The organism is Methylopila jiangsuensis, assembly GCF_027922305.1.
GTDB classification, from domain to species: domain Bacteria; phylum Pseudomonadota; class Alphaproteobacteria; order Rhizobiales; family Methylopilaceae; genus Methylopila; species Methylopila jiangsuensis.
The window spans coordinates 81855-105949 of the sequence record NZ_BSFK01000016.1; the positions used below are offsets into that span (position 1 = coordinate 81855).

Consider the following 24095-nt stretch of genomic DNA (forward strand, 5'->3'; position numbering starts at 1 on the left):
CAAACGGCCGTCAGGCCCGCGCGAGGCGCGCGAGCGTCCGATCTGGTCTTTCGTTGATCGTGAGGTCCTGACCGCGCTCATCGCCGCTTCATCCGGATGAGGCACTCATCCGGATGAAGCGGAAACGGCGTCAAGATCAAGCGCCGCCGCCGGCGGCGGCGGAACCAGACAGGCGTAAACCTGCAACCAGACAGGACGGCATCTGCCTCCCAACCCGCGTTGACGCTCTGCGGATGGGTGAAGGCCTGCGTCCGGAGGGAGCGCCGGCGGCGTCAGGCGGCTTTCTTGGCGGTCTCGTTCACCACGCCCTGCCCGAGCTTGGTCAGGTCGGAGTCGGTCTTCTTCTCCTCCGACAGGGTCTCGTCGAGCAGAGTCGCGGCTTCTGTGAGGCCGAGCGCCGTGGCCCAGCTCTTCAGCGCGCCGTAGCGGGCCATCTCGTAATGCTCAACCGCCTGCGCCGCGGCCACGAGGCCGGCGTCGAGCGCGGGCTGGCCTTTGAACTCCTCGAGAATCTCTTCGCCTTCCGCGAGGATGCCCTCGATCGCGTCGCAGGTCTTGCCGCGGGCGGGCTTGCCGATGATCTCGAACACCTTCTGCAGACGTTCGATCTGACCTTCGGTCTCGTCCTTGTGTTTCGTGAAGGCCGCTTTCAGTTTCGGATCCTGCGCGCCGCGCGCCATCTTGGGCAGCGCCTTGAGGATCTTGCGTTCCGCGTAGTAAATGTCCTTCAGAGTTTCGTGGAATAGGATGTCGAGACCTTTGTCGCTCATGGCGTTTCCTCTCACGGTTTCGCGACTCCAACGCGACACCTGAGGCGACGTTCCGCCGAAGCCGAGTCTTTCTTTTCGGACGCCAATAAAAAAGGCGGCCCCGCGAAGGGCCGCCTTTTCCGTGAGAGGTCACGATGCCGTCCGCCCGAGGCGGCGGGACCGGATGTCAGGGGCGTCCGATCACTCGGCCGCGTCCTCGCGACGGCGACGGCCGCCGCGACGGCCGCCCGAACGCTCTTCGCCGCCCTCGGACGGCTCGGAGGCGGCGTCGCCGCCCTCGGCGCCCTTGCCCTCGAGGTCCTCGCCGGTCTCCTGGTCCACGACCTTCATGGAGAGGCGGGTCTTGCCGCGGTCGTCGAAGCCCATGAGCTTGACCTTGACCTTGTCGCCCTCCTTCAGGACGTCGGAGGGCTTGGCCACCCGCTCCCGGGAGATCTGGGAGACGTGCACGAGGCCGTCCTTGGCGCCGAAGAAGTTCACGAAGGCGCCGAACTCGACCACCTTCACCACGGTGCCCTCATAGATCACGCCCACTTCCGGATCGGAGGCGATGGACTTGATCCAGTTCAGCGCGGCCTTGATGGCCTTGCCGTCGGAGGAGGCCACCTTCACGGTGCCGTCGTCCTCGATGTTCACCTTGGCGCCGGTCTTCTCCACGATCTCGCGGATGACCTTGCCGCCGGTGCCGATGACTTCGCGGATCTTGTCGGTCGGGATCTTGATGACCTCGATGCGCGGCGCGTACTCGCCGAGCTCGGTGCGGCCGGCGGCGATCGCCTTGGACATCTCGTCGAGGATGCCGAGACGGCCGTCCTTCGCCTGGCCGAGGGCGACCTTCATGATCTCCTCGGTGATGCCGGCGATCTTGATGTCCATCTGCAGCGCGGTGACGCCCGCTTCGGTGCCGGCCACCTTGAAGTCCATGTCGCCGAGGTGGTCCTCGTCGCCGAGGATGTCGGACAGCACGGCGAACTTCTCGCCTTCGAGGATCAGGCCCATGGCGATGCCCGCCACCGGCCGCTTCAGCGGCACGCCGGCGTCCATGGCCGAGAGCGAGGCGCCGCAGACGGAGGCCATCGAGGACGAGCCGTTGGACTCGGTGATCTCGGACACGATGCGCAGCGTGTAGGGGAACTCGTCCGCCTTGGGCAGCATCGGGTGGATCGCGCGCCAGGCGAGCTTGCCGTGGCCCACTTCACGACGGCCGGGCGCGCCCATGCGGCCGGTCTCGCCCACCGAATAGGGCGGGAAGTTGTAGTGGAGCAGGAAGCGCTCCTTGTAGGTGCCGCCGAGCGAGTCGATGAACTGCTCGTCCTCGCCGGTGCCGAGCGTCGCCACCACGAGGGCCTGGGTCTCGCCGCGGGTGAAGATGGCCGAGCCGTGGGTGCGCGGCAGCACGCCCACTTCCGCCAGGATCGGGCGCACCGTGGTCAGGTCGCGGCCATCGATGCGGATCTTGTCGTCCAGGATGCCCCAGCGGACGATCTTGGCCTCGAGCTCCTTGAACACCGCGCCGAGCTTGAGCGCGTCGACCGGGTTCTCGACGCCTTCGCCGGAGAGGGCGGCGAGCGCCTTCTTCTTGGCGGCGCCGACCGCGGCGTAGCGGTCCTGTTTGGCCTTGATCTTGTAAGCGTCGCGCAGGTCGGCCTCGACCAGCTCGCGCAGCTTGTTCTCGAGCTCGGAGACGTCCTCGACCTGATGGTCGCGGGGCTCCTTGGCGGCCTTCTCGGCGAGGCGGATGATGGCCTCGATCACCGGCTGGAAGCCCTTGTGGCCGAACATCACGGCGCCGAGCATGGTCTCCTCGGACAGCTCCTTGGCCTCCGACTCCACCATCAGCACCGCGTCCTGGGTGCCGGCGACCACGAGGTCGAGGTCCGAGCCCTCCATGCGGTCGGCGACCGGGTTCAGCACATATTCGCCGTCGATGTAGCCGACGCGGGCGCCGCCGATCGGGCCCATGAACGGCACGCCGGAGAGCGTCAGCGCGGCGGAGGCGCCGATCATGCCCACGATGTCCGGATCGTTCTCGAGGTCGTAGGAGAGAACGGTGACGACCACCTGGGTGTCGTTCTTGTAGCCGTCCGCGAACAGCGGGCGGATCGGGCGGTCGATCAGGCGGGAGGTGAGCGTGTCCTTCTCGGTCGGGCCGCGCTCGCGCTTGAAGTAGCCGCCGGGGATGCGGCCCGCGGCGTAGTACTTCTCGGTGTAGTTCACGGTGAGCGGGAAGAAGTCGACGCCGGCCTTCGGGGCCTTGGCGGACACGGCGGTGGCGAGCACGGTGGTCTCGCCGTAGGTCACGAGCACGGCGCCGTCGGCCTGGCGGGCCACGTGGCCCGTCTCAAGCGTCAGCGTCCGGCCGGCCCACTCGATCTTTTCGCGATGAATCTCAAACATGTCTTCGTTCGTCCTGGCGGTCACGGGACCGTGGGACGACCGTCGGGCGGTCTGAAAGCCATGGGCAAGACGGCGCGGCGCTCTCCGCTGGTCCACGCCGTCTCCGGCGTGGCGACGCCCGCGTCTCGACGCGGCGTCGGAAAAGCGCCCTGCGATCCTGCCCCATGACGTCCGGGGCCCGATGGCGTCCCGGATCCTCAACAGTGCGGCGGCCGGCGCCTCATTGCGCCGGCGGCCATGATCTCGCTAAACGGCTCTGTCGAGCCGCCCCCTCACCCGGATGACTGCGTCATCCGACCTCTCCCCGCCGGGGAAAGGTGAAGAACGGCGCCGCCTGCGCACCTCTCCCCGGCGGGGAGAGGTCGGCCCGAAGGGCCGGGTGAGGGGGACGGCGGCGCCGGAAAGCGTCAGCGGCGGATGCCGAGACGCTCGATCAGGCTCTGGTAGCGGGCCACGTCCTTGCCCTTGACGTAGTCCAGCAGCGAGCGGCGGGCGCTCACCATCTTCAGCAGGCCGCGGCGGGAATGGTTGTCCTTGGCGTGGCTCTTGAAGTGGCCGGTCAGGTTGTTGATGCGCTCGGTGAGCACGGCGACCTGCACTTCGGGGGAGCCGGTGTCGCCGGGCTTGGTGGCGTAGTCGGCGACGAGCTGCTTCTTGCGTTCGGCGGTGATCGACATCGGGGTCTCTCTTCGTTCGATCAGACTGTCGGGTCCCGGCCAGGCGTCACGCCCGGTCGAGGTGGAAAATGCGTCGGGGATGGAGTTCGCCGCGGTCGATCTCGGCGAGCGCGATCAACGCGCCGCCGGCCGTCACGGAGACAGAGCCCTGATAGGTCGGGGCATCCCGTCCGCGCAGCAGCACGGGCTGCCCGTTGAGCAGCCGTGCCGCCTCCGCCTGGCTGACGGCGAGCGCCGGGATGTCGTCCAGCGCCGTCTCAACCGGAAGGAGGCATTCCGCGAGCTCCTGCTCGCCGCCGGCACCCTGTCGCAAACGCTCCAGTTCGTCCAGCGAAATCGCGTCGTCCTCGGTGAAGCCGCCGACCGCGGTCCGCCGAAGCGCCGTCACGTGGCCTCGCGTGCCGAGCGCCCGGCCCATGTCGCGGGCGAGCGCCCGCACATAGGCGCCCTTGCCGGTCTCCGCCTCGAACACCGCCTTGTCCGCATCCGCCTCGATCAGGTCGAGCCGGTGCACCTCGATCGTGCGGGCCGCAAGCTCCACCTCCTCGCCGTCTCGGGCGAGGTCGTAGGCGCGCTGGCCGTCGATCTTGATGGCCGAGAACTGGGGCGGGACCTGCTCGATCGCGCCCCGGAACGACGGCAGCAGCGCGAGGATCGCCTCCTGCGACGGTCGCACGTCGGAGGTCGCCACCGCCTCGCCCTCGGTGTCGTCGGTGTTGGTCTCGACCCCCCAGGTGACCTCGAAGCGGTAGATCTTCCGGCCGTCCATGACGAAAGGCACGGTCTTGGTGGCCTCGCCGAAGGCGATCGGCAGGATGCCGGAGGCGAGCGGGTCCAGCGTGCCCGCATGCCCTGCCTTCTTGGCCTGATAGATCCAGCGGCACTTGGACACCGCCTGGGTGGAGGCGACGCCCACCGGCTTGTCGAGCACCAGCCAGCCGGAGATGTCGAGACCCTTCTTACGGCGCGACATGGGAAAGCTCTTTCGGACTAGAATCGGTGCGGGACGCGCGCGCCGTCACCTCTCCCCGGCGGGGAGAGGTCGCGAGGCGCATGCCGAGCGGGTGAGGGGGATGCGACGCTTCAAAGCCCGCGCGAAAGCGCTGAGGAATACTCAAACGAGCGCGGAAGCGACGCTCTGGCAGGCGCTGGGCGGCCGGCGGCTGGAGCGCCGGAAGTTTCGACGGCAGCATCCGATCGACGGCTTCGTCGTCGACTTCGTGACGCTCGCCGGAAAGCTCATCGTCGAAGTGGATGGCGTCACGCATGGCGCGGACGCCGAGATCTGTCGGGATCGCGCGCGGACGGAGCGGCTCGAACGCGACGGCTTCTTCGTGATGCGCGTCTCCAACGCCGACGTGTACGACAATCTGGAGGGCGTTCTCGAGGCGATCAGCGCTCAGCTTTCGGGGCGATAGCGCCCCCTCACCCGCCGCTGCGCGGCGACCTCTCCCCGCCGGGGAGAGGTGAAGGCCCGCGCGTGCTGCGGAAAAGAGCGCGCGGCTCATCGGTCGTCGCCCTCCGGCGCGTCTTCGTCCAGATCGCGGGAGACCTGCGGCGAGCGCAGCAGCGCGTCGATGCGGGCGCCTTCGGCGAAGCTCTCGTCCTCGCGGAAGCGGAGGTCCGGCGCGGATTTCAGCGCGAGGCGCTGCACCACCAGCATGCGGATCTGCTTGCGGTTGGCCTCCAGCGCCTTGAGCACCTTGGCGACGTCCTTGCCGCCGAGCGGCATCACATAGGCGGTGGCGAGCTTCAGGTCCGGCGTCATGCGGACCTCGGGCACGGTGATGACGTGCTTCTCCAGCACCGGGTCCATCACCTCGCCACGCTGGAACACCTCAGCCAGCGCGTGGCGCACGAGTTCGCCGACGCGCAGCATGCGCTGCGACGGGGCCTTGGAGCCCTGAGAAGAACGGGACATTCTGTGTTCCTTCTTCGCCTTTGCGGCGTCCGGACCTGCGCCGGAGCGCCGTCAGGGCCGGGATCGGACCGGCCGTGAGCGGACAAACGAACGACCCGCGGCGTGAGCCGCGGGTCGCAAATGGTTCGAACGTCGGACGCGCTTAGAGCGTGCGCTTCACTTCCGTGACGCGGTAGCACTCGATCACGTCGCCGGCGCGCATGTCCTGGTAGTTCTCGAACGACATGCCGCATTCGGTGCCGGCGCGGATTTCCGGCACGTCGTCCTTGAAGCGCTTGAGCGTCGCGAGCTTGCCCTCGTGGATGACGACGTTGTCGCGGATGAGGCGCACGCTCGCGCCCTTCTGGACCACGCCCTCGGTGACGAGGCAGCCGGCGATCTTGCCGACCTTGGACACCGCGAAGATCTCGCGGATCTGGGCGTTGCCGAGGAAGTCCTCGCGCCGCTCCGGCGACAGCATCCCGGACATGGCGGCTTTGATGTCGTCCACCAGATCGTAGATGATGTTGTAGTAGCGGATTTCGGTGCCGGTGCGCTCGGCGGCGTCGCGGGCCTCCTTCAGCGCGCGGACGTTGAAGCCGATCACCACCGCGTTCGAGGCCGAGGCCAGGATCACGTCGCTCTCGGTCACGCCGCCGGCGCCCGACAGCAGCACGCGCACGCCGACTTCGTCGTTGCCGACCTTCTCCAGCGCCTGGACGATCGCCTCCACGGAGCCCTGCACGTCGCCCTTGATGACGAGTGGGAACTCCTTCTTACCCGCCACCTTGATCTGCGACATCATCTGCTCGAGGCCCGAGACGCGGACCACGGCGCGGGCCGCCGCCTGCTCGCGCTTCTGACGCGTGCGGTAGTCGGCGATCTCGCGGGCGCGGGCCTCGTTCTCCACCACTGCGATGCGGTCGCCGGCCTCCGGCGCTCCGTTGAAGCCGAGGATCTCCACCGGCATGGACGGGCCGGCCTCGGGGGTGGTGTCGCCCTGGTCGGTGACGAGGGCGCGCACGCGGCCCCATTCGGAACCGGCCACCACGATGTCGCCCTGATACAGCGTGCCGCGCTGGACCAGCGCCGTCGCTACCGGACCGCGGCCGCGGTCGAGCTTGGCCTCGATCACGGTGCCCTCGGCCGGACGGTCGGGATTCGCCTTCAGCTCGAGGATTTCGGACTGGAGCTGGATGATCTCGAGCAGCTTGTCGAGATTGGTCCGCGCCTTGGCCGAGACCTCGACCTCCAGGGTCTCGCCGCCCAGCGACTCCACCTGGATCTCGTACTGCAGCAGCTCGCTGCGCACCTTTTCCGGCTTGGCCTCGGGCTTGTCGACCTTGTTGATCGCCACGATGATCGGCACGCCGGCCGCGCGGGCGTGGTTGATCGCCTCCGCGGTCTGCGGCTTCACGCCGTCGTCGGCCGCCACCACCAGCACCACGATGTCCGTGGACTTGGCGCCGCGGGCGCGCATCGCCGTGAAGGCGGCGTGGCCCGGCGTGTCGATGAAGGTGATCTTGCCGCCGAGCGGCGACGTCACCTGATAGGCGCCGATGTGCTGGGTGATGCCGCCGGCCTCGCCCTTGACCACGTTGGTCTGGCGGATGGCGTCCAGCAGCGAGGTCTTGCCGTGGTCCACGTGGCCCATGATGGTCACGACCGGCGGGCGCGGCTTCAGGCTCTCCGGCGCGTCGGGGGCGTCGAACAGGCCTTCCTCCACGTCGGACTCGGCCACGCGGCGCACGGTGTGGCCCAGCTCCTCGGCGATGAGCTGGGCGGTGTCGGCGTCGATCAGGTCGGTGATCTTCTTCATGACGCCCTGCTTCATCAGCAGGCGCACCACGTCCACCGCGCGCTCCGACATGCGGTTCGCCAGCTCCTGCACCGTGAGGGTCTCGGGGACCGTCACTTCGCGGGCGAGCTTCTCCTTGGGCTCCTGATGGCCCTTGCCGGACAGGCGCTGCACGCGCCGGCGGTAGGACGCGACCGAACGCGACCGCTCCTCGTCGCTGCCGCCGGTGGCGGTGGCGATGGTGAGGCGTCCGCGCTCCTTGGTCGGGGCGGCCTTGGCGCGTTCGGGCTTGGCCGGGGCCGGGGCGCGCACGGGAGCGCTCGGGCCGGCGCGGCGCACGGGAGCGCGCACGGGCTCCTCGGACTCGATCGGCGCGGACGGACGGCGCACGCCGCCGATCGGCGCGGGCGCGCCCGGCCGGCGCGGCGCCGTGGAGGACGGGCCGGCCGGACGCGGGCCGGCCGAAGACGGACCGGCGGGGCGCTGGGCGGAATAGGGGGCGGACGACTGCGGACGCGGCGCGGACGCGGCCGGACGCTCCGCGACGGGGGCGGCGGTCTGCGGCGTGGATATGGTCGCCGCATCCTGCGCGCGCTTGGCGGCTTCGATCTCGGCGCGGCGTCGGGCCTCCTCCTCCTGCTGGCGGCGGGCGTCCTCCTCGCGCTTGCGGGCCTCGGCCGCCAGACGCTCGCGCTCTTCCTCGGCCTCGCGCACGGCGCGGGCTCGGGCGTCAGCCTCGGCGCGCTTGCGGTCTTCCGCTTCGCGGATGCGGGCGCCGGCGAGCGCCTGGGCGCGGGCGCCCATCTCGTCGGAGGTCAGGGTGCGCAGCACGACGCCGCCGGGACGTCCGCCTGCGCGCGGCGCGGCGGGGGCCGGACGCTGCGGCTGGCCGGAGGCGGCGGGACGCTGGGGCGCCGCAGGCTGCTGCGGGGCGGGCCGGGCGGGAGCGGGCGCCGGAGCCGTGGACGCGGCGGACGGGGAGGGTGCGGCGGATGCGCCCTTGGCGTCACCCGGGGTCACGGTGCGGCGCTTCACCTTCTCAACCACCACGGCGTTCGTGCGTCCGTGGCTGAAACTCTGGCGCACGACGCCCGTCTCCGACGGACGCTTCAGCGTGAGCGTCTTCGGAGATGCGGTGAGCGTCTTGTCGCCGGTATTCTTCGTGTCCGTCATGCCCTGTCCGTTCCTGCAGGCGGCTCGCCTGCCCCAACACCCATCGTCTCCGCGGCCTTCGCGGAGACGGGCCCATCAGCCTTCACGCCTCGGTAGCGCGCGAGCTGGTCGCATCGCGCGAGAAAGGCGGCGCTGACGGGGCCTGCGAGCAGCGCTGCATGTACCACATTCATCCGCCCCAACGCCAAGTCCAATTGAGCGGAGCGAAACAACTTGATGACACGGACCGCCGACAGCTTGTTCAGCCGCGTCAGAACCTGCCGTAACTTGCGGGCGCCGTCGGCGCCCCCGTCTTCGGCTTCCACCAGAGCGATGACGGGCTCCTTGACGAAAGCCGCCTCCACCTTGGCGAAACCGCAGGTCACACGCCCCGCCTTCTGAGCGAAGCCAAGCATCGCGAGCGCCTGACGCTCGAGAAGCGCGTCGACCACGGCGTCGATCGCGGGATCGACGCTCGCCTGATCCTTGAAGCCGCGGGCGAAGGCCTTGCGCTTCACCGCAAGGCGCACCGCCTCGGCCTCGGCCGTCACCCACACGCCCCGGCCGGGAAGCTCGCGCTTCAGGTCGGGAACCACGGTTCCGTCCGGCGCGCGGACGAAGCGGATCAGCTCGTCCACGGCCCTGGTCGCGCGCGTCGCGACGCAGGTGCGCTCCGGAGCGGCGCGGTCGTCGTCGCGGTCGCCCGCCATCCGACGCGCCGTCAGACCCGCGCCGGCTCCGCCTCGACCGTCTCGTCGGCCTCCACGGCCTCCTCCTCGGGCGCGGCGAGGTCGGCCTCGTCGATCCAGCCCGCCTTGACGCGCGCCTGCATGATCATGCCCTCGGCCTCGTCGCGGGAGACGTAGAAGCCGTCGAGCGCGCCGCTCTCGCGGCGGGCCTCCGGACCGCTGCGGTCGATCCAGCCGATCAGGTCGTCGGTGGCGCAGCCGGCCAGATCCTCGACCGTCTTGATGTCGTGCTCGCCGAAGGCCACCAGCATGGCCGTGGTCACGCCCGGCACCTCGCGCAGGGCGTCCTCCACGCCGAGCTCGACGCGGCGGGCGTCATGCTCGGCCTCGATGCGGGCCAGATAGTCCAGCGCGCGGTTCTGGATCTCCTGCGCGGTGTCCTCGTCGAAGCCCTCGATCGAGGCCAGCTCCGAGAGCTCCACATAGGCGATCTCCTCCACGGAGACGAAGCCTTCCGCCGCCAGCAGCTGGCCGAGGGTCTCGTCCACGTCGAGCGCCGCCATGAACTCCTGCGACCGGGTCTGGAACTCCTTCTGGCGGCGCTCGCTCTCCTCGGCCTCGGTCATGATGTCGATGTCCCAGCCGGTGAGCTGGGAGGCGAGGCGCACGTTCTGGCCGCGGCGGCCGATGGCGAGCGAGAGCTGGTCGTCGGGAACCACCACCTCGATCTTGTTGGTGTCCTCGTCGAGAACGACCTTCACCACTTCCGCCGGCTGCAGCGCGTTGACGATGAAGGTGGCGTTGTCGGTGGACCAGGGGATGATGTCGATCTTCTCGCCCTGCAGCTCCTGCACCACCGCCTGCACGCGCGAGCCGCGCATGCCGACGCAGGCGCCCACGGGGTCGATGGAGCCGTCGCGGGAGATCACGGCGATCTTGGCGCGCGAGCCCGGATCGCGGGCCACCGCCTTCACCTCGATCACGCCGTCGTAGATTTCCGGCACCTCCTGGGCGAACAGCTTCGCCATGAACTGCGGATGGGTGCGCGACAGGAAGATCTGCGGCCCGCGCGGTTCGCGGCGCACGTCGTACACATAGGCGCGCACGCGGTCGCCGGGGCGGAACTGCTCGCGCGGCAGGAGCTCGTCGCGGCGCACGATGGCCTCGCCGCGGCCGAGGTCCACGATGACGTTGCCGTATTCGACGCGCTTCACCAGACCGTTGACGATGTCGCCGATGCGATCCTTGTACTCCTGGTACTGGCGGTCGCGCTCGGCGTCGCGCACCTTCTGCACGATCACCTGCTTGGCGGACTGGGCGGCGATGCGGCCGAAGTCGAACGGCGGCAGCGTGTCGGCGATGTAGTCGCCGGGCTGGGCGGCCGGGTTGCGCTTGCGGGCGTCGTCGAGGGAAATCTCGATGTTGTCGTTGTCGACGCTGTCGACGACGAGCATCAGGCGCGACAGGCGGATCTCGCCGGTCTTGGGATGGATCTCGGCGCGGATCTCCGTCTCCAGCCCGTAGCGGGACCGGGCGGCCTTCTGGATCGCGTCCTCCATCGCCTCGAGCACGATGCCCTTGTCGATGACCTTCTCGCGGGCGACGGCCTCAGCGATCTGGAGAAGCTCGAGCCGGTTGGCGCTCGCCATTGGGGTTTACCTCCGTGCCTTGGGGGCGGCCTTGCCGGCTCCCCCTTTTGCGCCGCTCCAGCGGCGGGCCGGCCGCGCGCCCTCGGGCGCCGCGGCGGTCTCGTCATCGGCGGCGGACGCGGGCGCCGCGCCGTCGTCGGTCAACGTCTCGTCGCCGTCCTCGTCGTCCGGCGCGCGGCCGGCGGCCTTGGCCCGGCGCAGCGCCTCGCGGATCAGCTCGTCGGTGAGGATCAGGCGGGCCTCGGCCACGTCGGCGATGGGCAGGCGCACCCTGGCGGGTTCGTCCTTGCCGGCGTCGTCGCGGCGCAGCAGCGCCAGGTCGCCGTCCACGCCCTCCAGCACGCCCTTGAAGCGGCGGCGGCCGTCCACGGCCACCTCCATCTCCACCTTGGCGAGATGGCCGGCCCAGCGCGCGAAGTCGGACACGCGCACCAGCGGGCGGTCGATGCCGGGGGAGGAGACTTCCAGGTTGTAGGCGCGGTCGATCGGGTCCTCCACGTCGAGCACCGGCGAGACCGCCTTGGAGGCGACCTCGCAGTCGTCGACCGTGAAGGTGCCGTCGGCGCGCTCCACCATGATCTGCAGGGTGTAGCCGTCGCGGCCCGAGGACTTGACCCGCACCAGACGGAAGCCGAGGTCGATCAGCGTCGGACCCACGATCGCCGCCACGCGCGCGTCGACGCCGCTCTCGGTCACGAGGCGGGGTTCGTCGAGGGGGCTGTCGATCTCGGTCGCGATGCCGTCGGTCATGAAATCCTGGGAGCGTTTAAGCGGGTTTGGAGCGGGCCCCTTCGGGACCCACCCTCGAAAAGCCTCGATCGAAGCCAGTCGACGATGTCAGTGATGGAGTGAGATATACGCATTTTGCGTGTCGATCGCAAGGGCGCAAACCGCCCTTCGCCCATGGACAGGCGCGGCCGGCCGTGCCGTCATACGCCCAAAGACCTTGGAACAAGGCTTCGGGAGACACGCCTCATGACCTCGCTCTATTCCGACACGCACCGCGCGCTGCAGGAGGCGTTCGGCTCGCGCCCGCTGGCCGATTTCCTCGACGCGCATCATGTGCGGGACGACCTGAGCGAGGCGGATCAGGCCTTCGTGGCCTCGCGCGACTTCTTCTTCCTGTCCACCGTCGATCCGGACGGCATGCCCTCCGTGTCCTACAAGGGCGGACCGGAGGGGCTGGTGCGGGTGCTGGACGCGCGCACGATCGCGTTTCCGGGCTTCGACGGCAACGGCATGTTCCTGTCCTTCGGCAATCTGCAGGGGCAGGGCAAGGTCGGGCTGCTGTTCATCGACTTCGAGACGCCGCATCGGCTGCGCGCGCAAGGGATCGCCACGCTGTCCGTGGACGATCCGCTGAAGGGCGAATGGCCGGGCGCCCAGTGCGTGGTCCGGGTGGCTCTGGACAAGACCTGGGTCAACTGCCCGCGCTACATCCACCGCCACCAGCGGGTCGGGACCTCGCGCTACGTGCCGGCGGCGGACGGCTCCGCGCCGCTCGCCGAATGGAAGCGGCTTGATTTCGTGCAGGAGGCGCTGCCCGAGGGCGACCGCCGCGCGGCCGAGCGCGAGGGCCTGCTCGACCTGCCGGCCTATGAGGCGAAGGTCGCGAACGGCGAGGCGTGAGCGGCCCCGCGCCTTTGACCGTGCGGGCCGGATCGGGCTAGGGCTCGGCGAACCGCAACAGGAGCCTTCCCATGCCCGACGTCCGCTCGATCTGCGCCATCGGCCTCAGCGGCCAGATGGGCCTCAACGGCGTGCTGCCGTGGGAGGGCGACCCGCGCCAGGCGTTCGTGGACGACGTGGCCCGGTTCTTCGACATCACTCGCGGCCATGTTCTGGTCGCGGGCCGCAAGACCATCGAGGCCATCCCGGACTTCGCCCGGGGCGACCGCACGCTGTTCATCACCGACCGCGGCATGGACCCGCGCGACGTGCTGGCCCGCTTCCCGGACCGGGTGGTCTATGTGGGCGGCGGCCCGGTGGCCTGGGGCGCCTATGCGCCGTACATCCGGCACTGGGACATCAACCGGCTGCCCTATGACGGCCCGGCCGACCGCTGGTTCGACGTCAACTGGCTGATCGCCGGCGGCGCTTCCGTGCAGGAGCGCGGCTGACCGCGCGGACGCCCGAGCCGATCTCGGGCGGGCCTCGCCTGAAGCGCATGAGCCCTTGAATGGCCGGCGTCGCGGATGGCCGGCATGCTCCGGCCATCCCGGCGAAGACGCAGCCAGACTTCCGCTCAGGCCGCTTTGTCGGTGGTGAGGATGATCTTGCCCATGTGGCTGCTCGCCTCCATCAGCCGGTGCGCGTCGGCGGCGCCAGCCAGCGGGAACGTGGCGTGGACCACGGGCTTGATCTTGCCCGCCTCGATCAGCGGCCAGACTTCCCGGACCAGCGCCTCGGCGATCGCCGCCTTCTGGGCCACGGGCCGGGCGCGCAGGGTGGAGCCCGTCAGGTTGAGCCGCTTCAGCATGATGGGCGTGAGGTCGATGCTGACCTTCGGCCCCTGCATGAAGGCGATCTGGACCAGGAAGCCGTCCGCCGCCAGCGACTTCAGGTTCTTGGCGGTGTACTCGCCGCCGACCATGTCGAGGATGACGTTGACGCCCTTGCCGCCGGTCTCCTCCTTCAGCACGGCCTGGAAGTCCTCGGCGCGGTAGTCGATTCCGCGCTTGGCGCCGAGCTTTTCGCAGAAGGCCGCCTTCTCCGGCCCGCCGGCGGTGGCGTAGACGGTGGCGCCGCGGGCGGCGGCGAGCTGGATGGCGGTGACGCCGATGCCGCTCGTTCCGCCATGCACCAGGAAGCTCTGGCCGCTTTTCAGCCCGGCCCGGTCGAACACGTTGGACCACACCGTCATGAAGGTCTCGGGCAGGCTCGCGGCCTCCACCATGGAGAGGCCCTTCGGGACCGGCAGGCAGTTGGAGGCGTGCGCGACCGCGTATTCGGCGTAGCCGCCGCCGGCGATCAGCGCGCAGACCGCGTCGCCGACCTTCAGGTTCTCGACGCCTGCGCCGAGCGCCGCAACGCGGCCGGCGATCTCGAGCCCGAGCGTCTCCGGCGCGCCGGGAGGGGCGGGATACATGCCCTTGCGCTGCATCACGTCCGGCCGGTTGACGCCGGCGGCCGCCACCTCCACCAGCACCTCGCCCTCCTTCGGCTCCGGCAGCGGGCCGCGGGCGAGCGCGAGGACGTCGGGCTCGCCGGCGCCCTCGGCGCGGATGAAGGCCATGTCGGCGGGAAGCTGGGTCATGGGGCGTCCGGTCCTTGAGGGCGTGTGGTCTTGCCGTGTCTTGGGCGCATGGTTTGGCGCGCCCCGCGTCTGAGGGCAAGCCTTCCCGGACGTGGCGCCGCGCCCCGAATATGCGATGACGGGGCGTCACATCCGCCTGAAGCCTTCGAGGAAGCCGCCCATGTCCGTCTTCGCCGACGCCGCCGACGCCGCCACGCCGGTGTGGTTCACGCCCGGCGGCGCGCCGCTGCCGGAGCAGGCCAGGCGCTGGGCGGAGGCCGCGGGCTTCGAGAACGGGCCGGGCAAGACGCTGCTGACCCCGGACGAGAAGGGCGGCCTCGCCGGCGTCCTGTTCGGCGTCGAGTCCGATGACGCGCGCCAGATCAACCCGTTCCTCGCCGGCCGCCTCGTGGGCGCGCTTCCCGCCGGGACCTACCGCTTCGAGGGCGCCGTCCGGGACGCCCGCCTCGCCGCGCTCGGCTTCGCGCTCGGCGCCTACCGGTTCACCCGCTACGGCAAGCTCCCGGTCCCGGCCGCGCGGGTGGCGACGCCCGAAGGCGTCGACCGCGCGGAGCTGGAGCGCACGGTGGCGGCGGTGACGCTCGGCCGCGACCTCGTCAACACGCCCGCCAACGATCTCGGCCCGGCGGAGCTCGAAGCCGCGATCCGCGCCCTTGGCCAGCGCCATGGCGCTTCGGTGAGCGCCATCGTGGGCGACGACCTGCTGGGAGCGAACTTCCCGCTGGTTCACGCGGTCGGCCGCGCCGCCGCGCCCCATCACGCGCCGCGGGTGGTGAATCTGCTGTGGGGGCCGGAGGACGCGCCCAAGGTGACGCTGGTGGGCAAGGGCGTGACCTTCGACACCGGCGGGCTCAACATCAAGCCCGACGCCTCCATGCTGCTGATGAAGAAGGACATGGGCGGCGCGGCCGCCATGATCGCGCTCGCCGACATGGTGATGGGCGCGAAACTTCCGGTGCGGCTGCGGCTGATCGTGGGCGCGGTGGAGAACGCCATCTCCGGCGACGCCTTCCGCCCCGGCGACGTGATCCCGAGCCGCAAGGGCCTGAGCGTGGAGATCGGCAACACCGACGCGGAAGGCCGCCTCGTGCTTGCGGACTGCCTCGCGCTCGGCGACGAGGAGGCGCCGGAGCTGATCGTCGACGCCGCGACGCTCACCGGGGCCGCCCGCGTGGCGCTGGGGCCGGACCTGCCGCCGCTCTACACCGACGACGAGACGCTCGCCGCCGACCTGCTGCGCCATGCGGCCGCCGAGCACGATCCGCTGTGGCGCATGCCGCTCTGGAACCCCTATGACGATCTGCTGTCGTCCAAGATCGCCGACGTGAACCACATCTCCGGCGGCGCCTTCGCCGGCTCGGTCACCGCCGCGCTGTTCCTGCGCCGCTTCGTGGGCCGGGCCCGATCCTGGGCCCATCTCGACGTGTTCGCCTGGGCGCCCTCGCCCAAGCCCGGCCGGCCCGAGGGCGGTGAGGTGCAGGGGGCCCGCGCGCTCGCGGCCATGCTCGCCGAGCGCTATTCGACCTGAGGGCGCCGATTGGGAAAATCCGCCACCCGTCATGCCCGAGCTCGCCTCGGGCTTCCACGACCTGAGCGGTTCACGGTTCGGCGCGGCCAAGTCATGGCTACCCGAGCATCGCGGGCATGACGGGTTCAAATCGTGCGCTTCGGCAATCCTAGAGCGGGCGCCTGGGTGGGCCAGACGTTCACGAAACGGTCAGAGCGCTTCCGCTAGACGGGACGCGAGCCCCGAGGCTTGGCATAACGCCCTCCACCTCCCGAACCCTGACGGACGGCATGCTGCAACGCGTCTACGACTGGTCCCTGCGCATGGCGCGCCACCGGCACGCCGAGCGGGCGCTCGCGGCGCTGTGCTTCGCGGAAAGCTCCTTCGTGCCGGCGCTGCCGGAAGTGATGCTGCTGCCCATGATCCTCGCGGACCGGGCCAAGGCCTGGCGCTACGCCGCCATCTGCACCATCTCTTCCGTGCTCGGTGGGATAGCCGGCTATCTGATTGGCTATTTCCTGTTCGAGGCGGTGGGCCAGCCCTTGCTCGCGCTCTACGGCATGGGGGACGAGTTCGAGAGCGTCGCCGGCAAATACAACGAATACGGCTGGCTGATGGTGCTGATCGGCGGCGGCGTAACGCCGATCCCCTATAAGGTGATCACCATCGCCAGCGGCCTGACCCAGCTCGACTTCGTCACCTTCGTGCTGGCGAGCGTGGCGGCGCGCGGCGTGCGGTTCTTCCTGCCCTGCGCGCTGCTCTATTATTATGGCCCGCAGGCCAAACGCCTGATGGACACGCGCCTGACCCAGGTGTTCTGGATCTCGCTTGCGCTGGTCGTCCTCGGGTTCGTCGCCGCGCCTTACCTGTTCCGCTGACGGCGCGCGTCCCGCGCCGCCCGCCGCCCGGAGCGTTCCATGGCCGACCGCCGCCTCACTCCCGCCCGCCCCGACGTCGCCGCCGCCCATCTTCGGGGGCAGGTGGAGGCGTTACGGTTCGAAACCGGAGAACGCCGCCGCGTCGCCGTGGGCCATGCGCCGCTGCGCCGCGCGCCCCAGCCGGACGCCATGCTGGAGACCGAGGCGCTGTTCGGCGAGGAGGTCACGGTCTACGACGAACTGGACGGCTGGGCCTGGGTCCAGCTCGCGCTGGACTCCTATGTCGGCTACATGCCCTCCGCTGCGCTGAGCGCCGATCTCGGCCCCGGCGCCACCCATCGCGTGGCCGCGCTGCGCACGCTGCTGTTCCCGGCTCCCTCGTTCAAGGTTCCGCCCGTGGACGCGCTTTCCACCGGCGCGCGGGTCGGCGTCGTGAACGTGGACGGCCGCTTCGCCGCGCTCGACACCGGCGCATTCGCCATCGCCCGCCATCTGGCGCCGCTTGACGCCGTCGAGGACGACGCGGCGGCGGTGGCCGAGCGCTTCGTCGGCGCGCCCTATCTCTGGGGCGGCCGCACCAGCCTCGGGCTCGACTGTTCCGGTCTGGTCCAGATCGCGCTCGCCGCCTGCGGGATCGCCGCGCCCCGGGACGCCGACCTGCAGGAGCGCGAGCTGGGCCGCCCGATCGCCCTCGACGAGGCTCGACGCGGCGACCTGTTGTTCTGGAAGGGCCATGTGGCCATGCTGAAAGACGAGCGCACGCTGTTGCACGCCAACGCCTTCCACATGGCGACCGCACTGGAGCCGCTGCACGAGGCGATCGCCCGGATCGCGCTCACCGACGGCCCCGTCACTTCGGTGCGCCGGCCGGCCGGCTGAACGCTTGCGCAAAACGGCTGCCCGCGCCGAAAAAACCGACCCTCACAAATGGCCGCTGACGGCGTTCGCGAAGGCGGCGCCTGTGATGGCCTGCGCGAAACGGCGCGGCCGCCTGCGGGGCTTCAGAGTCGCCTGGAAGGGCAGGGCGGTTTTCGCGAGGTTTTGACGCCGCGTGCTCAGCCCTTCAGGCGGCGGCACACCATGTCGAGCTGGTCGAGGCTGCGGTATCGGATCGACAGCTCTCCGCCCTCGCCCTTGGGGCTGATCGCGACCGCAAGGCCCAGCGCCTCGGACAGCGCCTGCTCCAGCGCCGCGGTGTCGGCGTCTTTCTCCGGCTTCGGCTTGCGCAGGCCCTCGACGGACTTGATCTCCGGCGCGCGGGCCATGGCCTCCACCTCGCGCACCGACAGACCCTTGGCCACCGCCTTGCGGGCGGCGGCGGAAGGGTCCGGCAGCGCCAGCAGCGCGCGGGCGTGGCCGGCGGAAAGCGCGCCCTCGGTCACCAGCTCCTTCACGTCGTCCGGCAGCTTGGTCAGCCGCATGGTGTTGGCGATGTGGCTTCGACTCTTGCCGATGACGCGGGCCAGATCCTCCTGCCGGTAGGCGAACTGGGCCATGAGCTGCTCGTAGCCCACCGCCTCCTCGATGGCGTTGAGGTCGGCGCGCTGGACGTTTTCGATGATGGCGATCTCGAGCGCCTCGCGCTCGGTGACGTCGAGCACCAGGATCGGCGCGTCGTGCACGCCCGCCTTCTGGGCCGCGCGCCAGCGCCGCTCGCCGGCGATGATCTCGAACCGCTCCGCCTCGCCCGCCAGCCGGCGCACGATGATGGGCTGGATGACGCCCTTCTCGCGGATCGAGGCCGCGAGGTCGTCCAGATCGGTCTCCGCGAAGCGGCGGCGGGGGTTGGCGGCGGAAGGCTTCAGATGGGCGATGGGCGCGCGGCGCTGCCCGCGGGAGCGCTCCACCACCGCGGTCTCGTCGCCCACGTCGCCGATCAGGGCCGCAAGGCCGCGCCCGAGACGCGACCGCTGGGGCTCGTCCGCCATGCTCATGTCTCCAAAACCAACGGCGGCGTCAGGCCGCCCGCAGCGCGCGCTCGCGCTGGATCACCTCGGACGCCAGCCGAAGATAGGCCTGCGAGCCGGAGCACTTCAGATCGTACAGCAGCGCCGGCTTGCCGTAGGACGGCGCCTCCGACACCCGCACGTTGCGCGGGATCATGGTGTCGTAGACCTTCGGCCCCATGAACTGGCGCACGTCCGCCACCACCTGGTTGGACAGGTTGTTGCGCGGGTCGAACATGGTCAGCACCACGCCATGGATGGTGAGGTGCGGGTTCAGGGCGCCGCGCACCTGCTCCACGGTCTTGAGCAGCTGGCTCAGGCCCTCCAGCGCGAAGAACTCGCACTGCAGCGGCACCACGATGGAATCCGCCGCCGCCATGGCGTTGATGGTGAGCAGGTTGAGCGAAGGGGGGCAATCCACCAGCACATAGGTGTAGGCCCGGCCGCCCACCTTGGCGTCGTGCAGCGCGGCGATGGCGTCGCGCAGCCGCAGCGCGCGGTCCTTCTCGGACGCGATCTCCAGCTCCACGCCCAGCAGGTCCATGGTGGAGGGCGCCAGATGCAGCCGTGGCACGGCGGTCTCATGGATGGTCTCCGCCAGCGTCGCTTCGCCCACCAGCACGTCGTAGGTGGAGATGCGCCGCGCCCGGCGATCGACTCCGAGCCCGGTGGAGGCGTTGCCCTGGGGGTCGAGGTCGATGATCAGCACCGTCTCGCCGATGGCGGCGAGCGCGGTGCCGAGATTGATGGCGGTCGTGGTCTTGCCGACGCCGCCCTTCTGGTTGGCGAGGGTGAGCACCCGAGGGCGCGCGCCTTCAGGAAAAGCGGAGGACAGCATGGGCGGAAGCTCCAGCGCGCGAACGGGCGCGAAAACGGTCAGCCGAAGCGTTTATCGGACAATCCCTCCACACGAATGACGCTGGCGGCAGGGTCGGTCCGGCTCGCATGAAACGATGCGTTAATGTTCCAGGATTCCTGCGCTTCGGTCAATTCATCGGCCGCCTTCTCGCCCTTGGGAAACAGGCCGACCGCCCCGGTTTTCAACAGCGGCGCCGCGAGGCGCAGCAGGTCCGACAGCGAGGCCAGCGCGCGGGCGCTCACCACGTCCGCGTGGGGGATGGCGGAGCCCAGCGCCGCCTCCGCCCGCACGCCGTGCACCGCCACCGTCAACCCCATGGCGCGGGCGGCCTCGCGCAGGAAGGCGGCCTTTTTCAGATTGCTCTCGACCAGATGCACCTCCGTGCGGCCGGCGAGCAGCGCCGCCACCACCAGCCCCGGAAAACCGGCGCCGGCGCCGATGTCCACCCAGACTTCGGCGTCCGCCGGCGCCAGATTCACAAGTTGGGCGCTGTCCGCCACATGACGGGTCCAGACCTGCGCCAGGGTGGTGGGGGCGACGAGGTTGGTCGTGGCCTGCCAGCGGTCCAGCGTGGCCACCAGCGCGTCCAGCCTGGCCCATGTTTCACGTGAAACATGCATCAGCCGCTCGGCCGCCGCGCGGTCGGCGGCGCGGTTCGCCGGATCGAAACCCGCCATGCGTTGGTTCTCCGGTTCAGGCCGCCTGGCTGGCGAGCTTGCGCGCCCGCGCCGCGATCAGCGTCAGCGCCGCCGGCGTCATGCCCTCGATGCGCCCGGCCTGGCCGAGGGTCGCGGGGCGGGCGGCGTCCAGCTTCGCCTTCAGCTCCGCCGACAGGCCGGGCAGCGTGGCGTAATCCATATCCGTCGGGATCGACGCGCTCTCCTCCGCCCGGTAGCGCTGGATGTCCGCGTCCTGCCGGTCCAGATAGACCGCATAGGACGCCTCGATCTCCAGTTGCGCCAGCGTGGAGGCGCCGAAACGGGCGAGCTCCGGCCAGATGGCGGCGAGCCGCTCCACGCCCACGTCCGGCAGCGACATCAGCTCGAAGGCGGTGCGGCGGCGGCCGTCGCGGTTGACCGTGACGCCGTGGGCCGCGGCCTCGTTCGGCGTCAGCGCCACCCCGCGGGCGAAAGCCTCCGCCGCGGCCAGCGCCTCCGCCTTGGCGGCGAAGGCGCGCTCCCGCGTCCCGCCCACCAGACCGAGCGCCATGCCGCGGCGAGTGAGGCGCAGGTCGGCGTTGTCCGCCCGCAGCGATAGCCGGTACTCGGCGCGCGAGGTGAACATGCGATAGGGCTCGCTGACGCCGCGGGTGACGAGGTCGTCCACCATCACGCCGAGATAAGCCTCGGCCCGGTCGAAGACGGCGCCGTCCTGGCCCGCGGCGCGGCGGGCGGCGTTGAGGCCGGCCAGCAGCCCCTGCGCCGCCGCCTCCTCATATCCTGTGGTGCCGTTGATCTGGCCGGCGAGGAACAGGCCGCGCAGACGCTTCGACTCCAGCGTGGGATCGAGCTCGCGCGGGTCCACATGGTCGTACTCGATGGCGTAGCCCGGTCGCAGGATCGCCGCGCGCTCCAGCCCCGGAATGGAACGGATGACGGCGCCCTGCACGTCCTCCGGCAAAGAGGTGGAGATGCCGTTCGGGTAAATGGTGGGGTCGTCGAGCCCCTCCGGCTCCAGGAAGATCTGATGGCTGTCCCGGTCGCCGAAGCGGACGATCTTGTCCTCGATCGAGGGGCAGTAGCGCGGGCCGCGGCTCTCGATCCGGCCGGAGTACATCGCCGAGCGGGCGATGTTGTCCCGGATGACCCGATGGGTCTCCGCGGTGGTCCGGGTGATGTGGCAGGCGATCTGGGGCGTCGTGATCGCAGCCGTGAGAGTCGAGAACGGCTCCGGCGGTTCATCGCCCGCCTGCTCCTCCAGCGCGCCGAAGTCGATGGTGCGGCCGTCGAGCCGGGGCGGGGTGCCGGTCTTCAGCCGGCCGAGCGCGAAGCCCAACGCCCCCAGCCGTTTGGACAGGCCGAGCGCGGGCGCTTCGCCCATGCGGCCGGCGGGGAAGCTCACCTCGCCGATGTGGATCAGTCCGCGCAGGAAGGTGCCGGTGGTCAGCGCCACCGCGCCGGCGCCGAGGCCGCGCCCGTCGGTGAGCGTGACGCCGGTCACGCGGCCGTCCTCCACCACGAGGTCGTCGATCTCACCCTCTATAATGGTGAGATTCGCCTGAGCCGCCAGCGCCGCCTGCATGGCGGCGGCGTAGAGCTTGCGGTCCTGCTGGGCGCGGGGGCCGCGCACCGCGGGCCCTTTGCGCCGGTTCAGCACCCGGAACTGGATGCCGCCTGCGTCCGCCACGCGGCCCATCAAGCCGTCGAGCGCATCCAGATCGCGCACCAGATGGCCCTTGCCGAGCCCGCCGATGGCCGGGTTGCACGACATGGCGCCGATGGTGTCGGCCCGGTGGGTCACCAGCGCCGTGCGCGCGCCAAACCGCGCCGAAGCCGCCGCCGCCTCGCAGCCCGCATGGCCGCCTCCCACCACGACGACGTCGAAGGACGTCCGCATGTCGCTCGTTCCGTCTGTTCAGAAGTCAGCGTCCTGAATAGCGGAGCGGCCTCCGTCCCGCAACGCGCCGCCCGTGTTTCACGTGAAACATGGAGCGCCGAGCCTGACTCATTTGCCGATGCAGAAGGAGGAGAACAGCCGGTCCAGCACGTCCTCCACATCCACGCCGCCGACGATGCGGCCAATGGCGCCGGCGGCCCGGCGCAGCAGCTCCGCCAGCACCTCGTCGGGCAGATGCGCCCAGCGCCCGAGCGCGGCGTCCAGATCGTCGAGCGCGGCGGCGACCACCTCCCGATGGCGGGCGCGGGTCAGGCCCGCATGCTCGGTCCCGCCAAGCCCATCCTGCACAGCCTCGGTGAGCGCGGCCAGCAGGGCGTCGAGCCCCGCGCCGGTGCGTGTCGAAAGCGCGAGATCGGCGTCCGCAGGCGCCGGCGCCAGATCGGTCTTGCTGGCGATCCGCCACAGCGCCCCGCCGCTTTCGGGCGCGGATTCGTCCTCGTCGGGGGCGGAGGCGTCGCGCAGCCACAGGGTCAGGTCGGCCTCGGCCGCGCGGCGTCTCGCCCGGCGCACGCCCTCGCGTTCCACGGCGTCCTCCGCCTCGCGCAGACCCGCGGTGTCGGCGAGCACGACCGGATAACCGCCGAGATCGAGCCGCGCCTCCAGCACGTCGCGGGTGGTTCCGGGCGTGTCGGCGACGATCGCGACGTCCTCCCGGAGCAGCGAGTTCAGGAGCGAGGACTTGCCGGCGTTGGGGCGGCCGACGATCGCCACATGGAAGCCATCGCGCAGCCGCTCGGCGCGCTGGTCGGCAAGCGCCGCGCGCAGGTCCTCGGCCAGAGCCGCCACGGGGCCGTAGCTTTGAGCGCGAGCCTCGGCCGGCACGTCGTCCTCGTCCACGAAGTCGATCCCGGCCTCGATCAGCGCCATGGCGCCGATCATCCGGTCCCGCCACTGCTGCGCCCGGGCGGAGAGCGCGCCCTCGCTCTGGCGCAGCGCCTGCCGACGCTGGCCTTCGGTCTCGGCGTCGATCAGATCGGCGAGGCCCTCCGCCTCCGCCAGATCGAGCCGGCCGGCGAGAAAGGCCCGACGGGCGAACTCGCCGGGCTCCGCTGCGCGAACGCCGGGCAAGGAGAGCGCGGCGTCCAGCACGGCGGCGACCACGGCGCGGCCGCCATGGATATGGAGTTCGGCGCAGTCCTCGCCGGTGGGGCTGCCCGGCCCAGGCAGCCACAGCGCGAGCCCCCGGTCCAGCGTCTCACCGTCGCGCGGATCACGGATGCGGCGGAGCGAGGCGCGCCTCGGCGCAGGGCGTGCGCCCGCCAGCGCATCGAGCGCCGCGCCGGTTTCCGGGCCAGACAGCCGGATCACGGCGATCGCCGCCCGGCCGGGCGCGGTGGAGACGGCGACGATGCTGTCGCGCCGAAGCGCGGCGTTGAAGGCGGACGGGGAGGGGGCGCCGGCGTCGGTCATGGGGCTCGGCCTCACGCAGGGTCTGGGCTACGCGGTGATGGACGAGCGGCGCGGCGCGATCAAGCCGCGCTGAAACGCGAAACGCCCGGCGCGTGGCCGGGCGTCGATCACGGGCGGAGCAGGGGGATAGGGATCAGCCGCCGACGAGGCTGCTGACGTCGAGCGGCGCGCCGGCGTCGGTTTCGATCGCCATGTCGAACTCGCCCCGGGCGTTGCGGAACACCCGGTAGACGATGCGCTCGTCGATTTCGTTGCCGTCCTTGAAGGTGAGCACCTTCGGGCTCAGCGCGGCGATGTCGTCGAACGCGCCCCATTCGGAGGAGGCGATGATGACCTCGTCGCCCACCTGGCAGGTGCGCGCCGCGGCCCCGTTCAGGATGCAGCAGCGGGAGCCCGCTTCGCCGTAAAGAACGTAAGTGGCGATGCGGGCGCCGGAGTTCTTGTTCCAGATCTCCACGAATTCGAGCGGCTCCAGCCCCGCCTCGCGGCAGAGTTCGGCGTCGATGGTGATCGAGCCGTGGTAGTTGAGATCCGCGCCAGTGACGCGGATCCCATGGAGCTTCGCCCGAACGTAGCGTTGCATCGGCTGTC

Annotated in this window: 22 protein-coding genes; 6 read left to right on the forward strand and 16 right to left on the reverse strand. The window is 70.6% G+C overall.

Going from position 1 to position 24095, the window contains the following annotated elements; translation table 11 throughout:
• Window positions 1-272 precede the first annotated feature (272 nt).
• From PKE85_RS13185 to truB, 4 genes are all read right to left on the reverse strand, one after another.
• On the reverse strand, window positions 273-770 hold the full coding sequence (locus tag PKE85_RS13185; protein WP_271205225.1) for a YciE/YciF ferroxidase family protein: 498 nt from the start codon (window positions 768-770) through the stop codon (window positions 273-275).
• Window positions 771-950: 180 nt separating this feature from the next.
• Window positions 951-3167 carry a polyribonucleotide nucleotidyltransferase gene (gene pnp, locus PKE85_RS13190; RefSeq protein WP_271205226.1) on the reverse strand — a complete coding sequence of 739 codons (2217 nt, stop codon included), beginning with the start codon at window positions 3165-3167 and terminating at the stop codon, window positions 951-953.
• A 407-nt stretch (window positions 3168-3574) separates the two neighbouring features.
• On the reverse strand, window positions 3575-3844 hold the full coding sequence (gene rpsO, locus PKE85_RS13195) for a 30S ribosomal protein S15 (protein ID WP_271205227.1): 270 nt from the start codon (window positions 3842-3844) through the stop codon (window positions 3575-3577).
• A gap of 46 nt (window positions 3845-3890) precedes the next feature.
• Window positions 3891-4817, reverse strand: a complete 927-nt coding sequence (truB, locus tag PKE85_RS13200; protein WP_271205228.1) for a tRNA pseudouridine(55) synthase TruB — start codon at window positions 4815-4817, stop codon at window positions 3891-3893.
• Here truB and PKE85_RS13205 point away from each other — a divergent pair.
• The gene (locus tag PKE85_RS13205; RefSeq protein ID WP_271205229.1) at window positions 4816-5262 is read left to right on the forward strand and encodes an endonuclease domain-containing protein; all 447 of its coding nucleotides are present in this window, start codon (window positions 4816-4818) and stop codon (window positions 5260-5262) included. The genes truB and PKE85_RS13205 overlap by 2 nt on opposite strands.
• 86 nt (window positions 5263-5348) lie before the next feature.
• Here the strand turns inward: PKE85_RS13205 and rbfA are convergent, their stop codons facing one another.
• From rbfA to rimP, 5 genes are all read right to left on the reverse strand, one after another.
• A complete protein-coding gene (gene rbfA, locus PKE85_RS13210) occupies window positions 5349-5765 on the reverse strand; it encodes a 30S ribosome-binding factor RbfA (protein WP_271205230.1) in 417 nt (138 codons plus the stop codon).
• Between the two features lie 142 nt (window positions 5766-5907).
• Window positions 5908-8715: a translation initiation factor IF-2 gene (gene infB / locus PKE85_RS13215; RefSeq protein ID WP_271205231.1), complete on the reverse strand. Its 2808-nt coding sequence runs from the start codon at window positions 8713-8715 to the stop codon at window positions 5908-5910.
• Window positions 8712-9404, reverse strand: coding sequence for an RNA-binding protein (locus PKE85_RS13220; protein ID WP_271205232.1), 693 nt, complete (start codon window positions 9402-9404; stop codon window positions 8712-8714). The genes infB and PKE85_RS13220 overlap by 4 nt, the downstream gene beginning before the upstream one ends.
• Window positions 9405-9415: 11 nt before the next feature.
• The gene (nusA, locus tag PKE85_RS13225) at window positions 9416-11032 is read right to left on the reverse strand and encodes a transcription termination factor NusA (protein WP_271205233.1); all 1617 of its coding nucleotides are present in this window, start codon (window positions 11030-11032) and stop codon (window positions 9416-9418) included.
• 6 nt (window positions 11033-11038) lie between these two features.
• Window positions 11039-11782, reverse strand: coding sequence for a ribosome maturation factor RimP (gene rimP / locus PKE85_RS13230; protein WP_271205234.1), 744 nt, complete (start codon window positions 11780-11782; stop codon window positions 11039-11041).
• Window positions 11783-12007: 225 nt separating this feature from the next.
• Here rimP and PKE85_RS13235 point away from each other — a divergent pair, with 225 nt between their 5' ends.
• Together PKE85_RS13235 and PKE85_RS13240 are read left to right on the forward strand one after the other, a co-directional pair.
• On the forward strand, window positions 12008-12661 hold the full coding sequence (locus tag PKE85_RS13235; protein ID WP_271205235.1) for a pyridoxamine 5'-phosphate oxidase family protein: 654 nt from the start codon (window positions 12008-12010) through the stop codon (window positions 12659-12661).
• Window positions 12662-12732: 71 nt separating this feature from the next.
• Entirely contained in the window at window positions 12733-13152 is a 420-nt protein-coding gene (locus tag PKE85_RS13240) for a dihydrofolate reductase family protein (protein WP_271205236.1), read from the forward strand.
• 125 nt (window positions 13153-13277) lie between these two features.
• Here the strand turns inward: PKE85_RS13240 and PKE85_RS13245 are convergent, their stop codons facing one another.
• The gene (locus tag PKE85_RS13245) at window positions 13278-14288 is read right to left on the reverse strand and encodes an NAD(P)H-quinone oxidoreductase (RefSeq protein ID WP_271205237.1); all 1011 of its coding nucleotides are present in this window, start codon (window positions 14286-14288) and stop codon (window positions 13278-13280) included.
• Between the two features lie 160 nt (window positions 14289-14448).
• Between PKE85_RS13245 and PKE85_RS13250 the strand changes: the two genes are divergently transcribed.
• The 3 genes from PKE85_RS13250 to PKE85_RS13260 all read left to right on the forward strand — a co-directional run bounded on the left by PKE85_RS13250 (window position 14449) and on the right by PKE85_RS13260 (window position 17552).
• Complete coding sequence (locus PKE85_RS13250; RefSeq protein WP_271205238.1) at window positions 14449-15816, forward strand: leucyl aminopeptidase family protein; 1368 nt, start codon at window positions 14449-14451, stop codon at window positions 15814-15816.
• 269 nt (window positions 15817-16085) lie between these two features.
• Window positions 16086-16673, forward strand: coding sequence for a YqaA family protein (locus PKE85_RS13255; protein ID WP_271205239.1), 588 nt, complete (start codon window positions 16086-16088; stop codon window positions 16671-16673).
• A 39-nt stretch (window positions 16674-16712) separates the two neighbouring features.
• A complete protein-coding gene (locus tag PKE85_RS13260; RefSeq protein WP_271205240.1) occupies window positions 16713-17552 on the forward strand; it encodes a C40 family peptidase in 840 nt (279 codons plus the stop codon).
• A 176-nt stretch (window positions 17553-17728) separates the two neighbouring features.
• Here PKE85_RS13260 and PKE85_RS13265 read toward each other — a convergent pair whose 3' ends face one another.
• The 6 genes from PKE85_RS13265 to panD form a co-directional block, all read right to left on the reverse strand.
• Complete coding sequence (locus tag PKE85_RS13265) at window positions 17729-18601, reverse strand: ParB/RepB/Spo0J family partition protein (protein ID WP_271205241.1); 873 nt, start codon at window positions 18599-18601, stop codon at window positions 17729-17731.
• Window positions 18602-18629: 28 nt separating this feature from the next.
• The gene (locus tag PKE85_RS13270; protein ID WP_271205242.1) at window positions 18630-19457 is read right to left on the reverse strand and encodes a ParA family protein; all 828 of its coding nucleotides are present in this window, start codon (window positions 19455-19457) and stop codon (window positions 18630-18632) included.
• Window positions 19458-19495: 38 nt separating this feature from the next.
• Window positions 19496-20155, reverse strand: coding sequence for a 16S rRNA (guanine(527)-N(7))-methyltransferase RsmG (rsmG, locus tag PKE85_RS13275; protein ID WP_271205243.1), 660 nt, complete (start codon window positions 20153-20155; stop codon window positions 19496-19498).
• Window positions 20156-20171: 16 nt separating this feature from the next.
• Window positions 20172-22034: a tRNA uridine-5-carboxymethylaminomethyl(34) synthesis enzyme MnmG gene (gene mnmG, locus PKE85_RS13280; RefSeq protein ID WP_271205244.1), complete on the reverse strand. Its 1863-nt coding sequence runs from the start codon at window positions 22032-22034 to the stop codon at window positions 20172-20174.
• Between the two features lie 108 nt (window positions 22035-22142).
• Window positions 22143-23504 carry a tRNA uridine-5-carboxymethylaminomethyl(34) synthesis GTPase MnmE gene (gene mnmE, locus PKE85_RS13285; protein ID WP_271205245.1) on the reverse strand — a complete coding sequence of 454 codons (1362 nt, stop codon included), beginning with the start codon at window positions 23502-23504 and terminating at the stop codon, window positions 22143-22145.
• A gap of 133 nt (window positions 23505-23637) precedes the next feature.
• Complete coding sequence (gene panD, locus PKE85_RS13290) at window positions 23638-24087, reverse strand: aspartate 1-decarboxylase (protein ID WP_271205246.1); 450 nt, start codon at window positions 24085-24087, stop codon at window positions 23638-23640.
• Window positions 24088-24095: the final 8 nt, after the last annotated feature.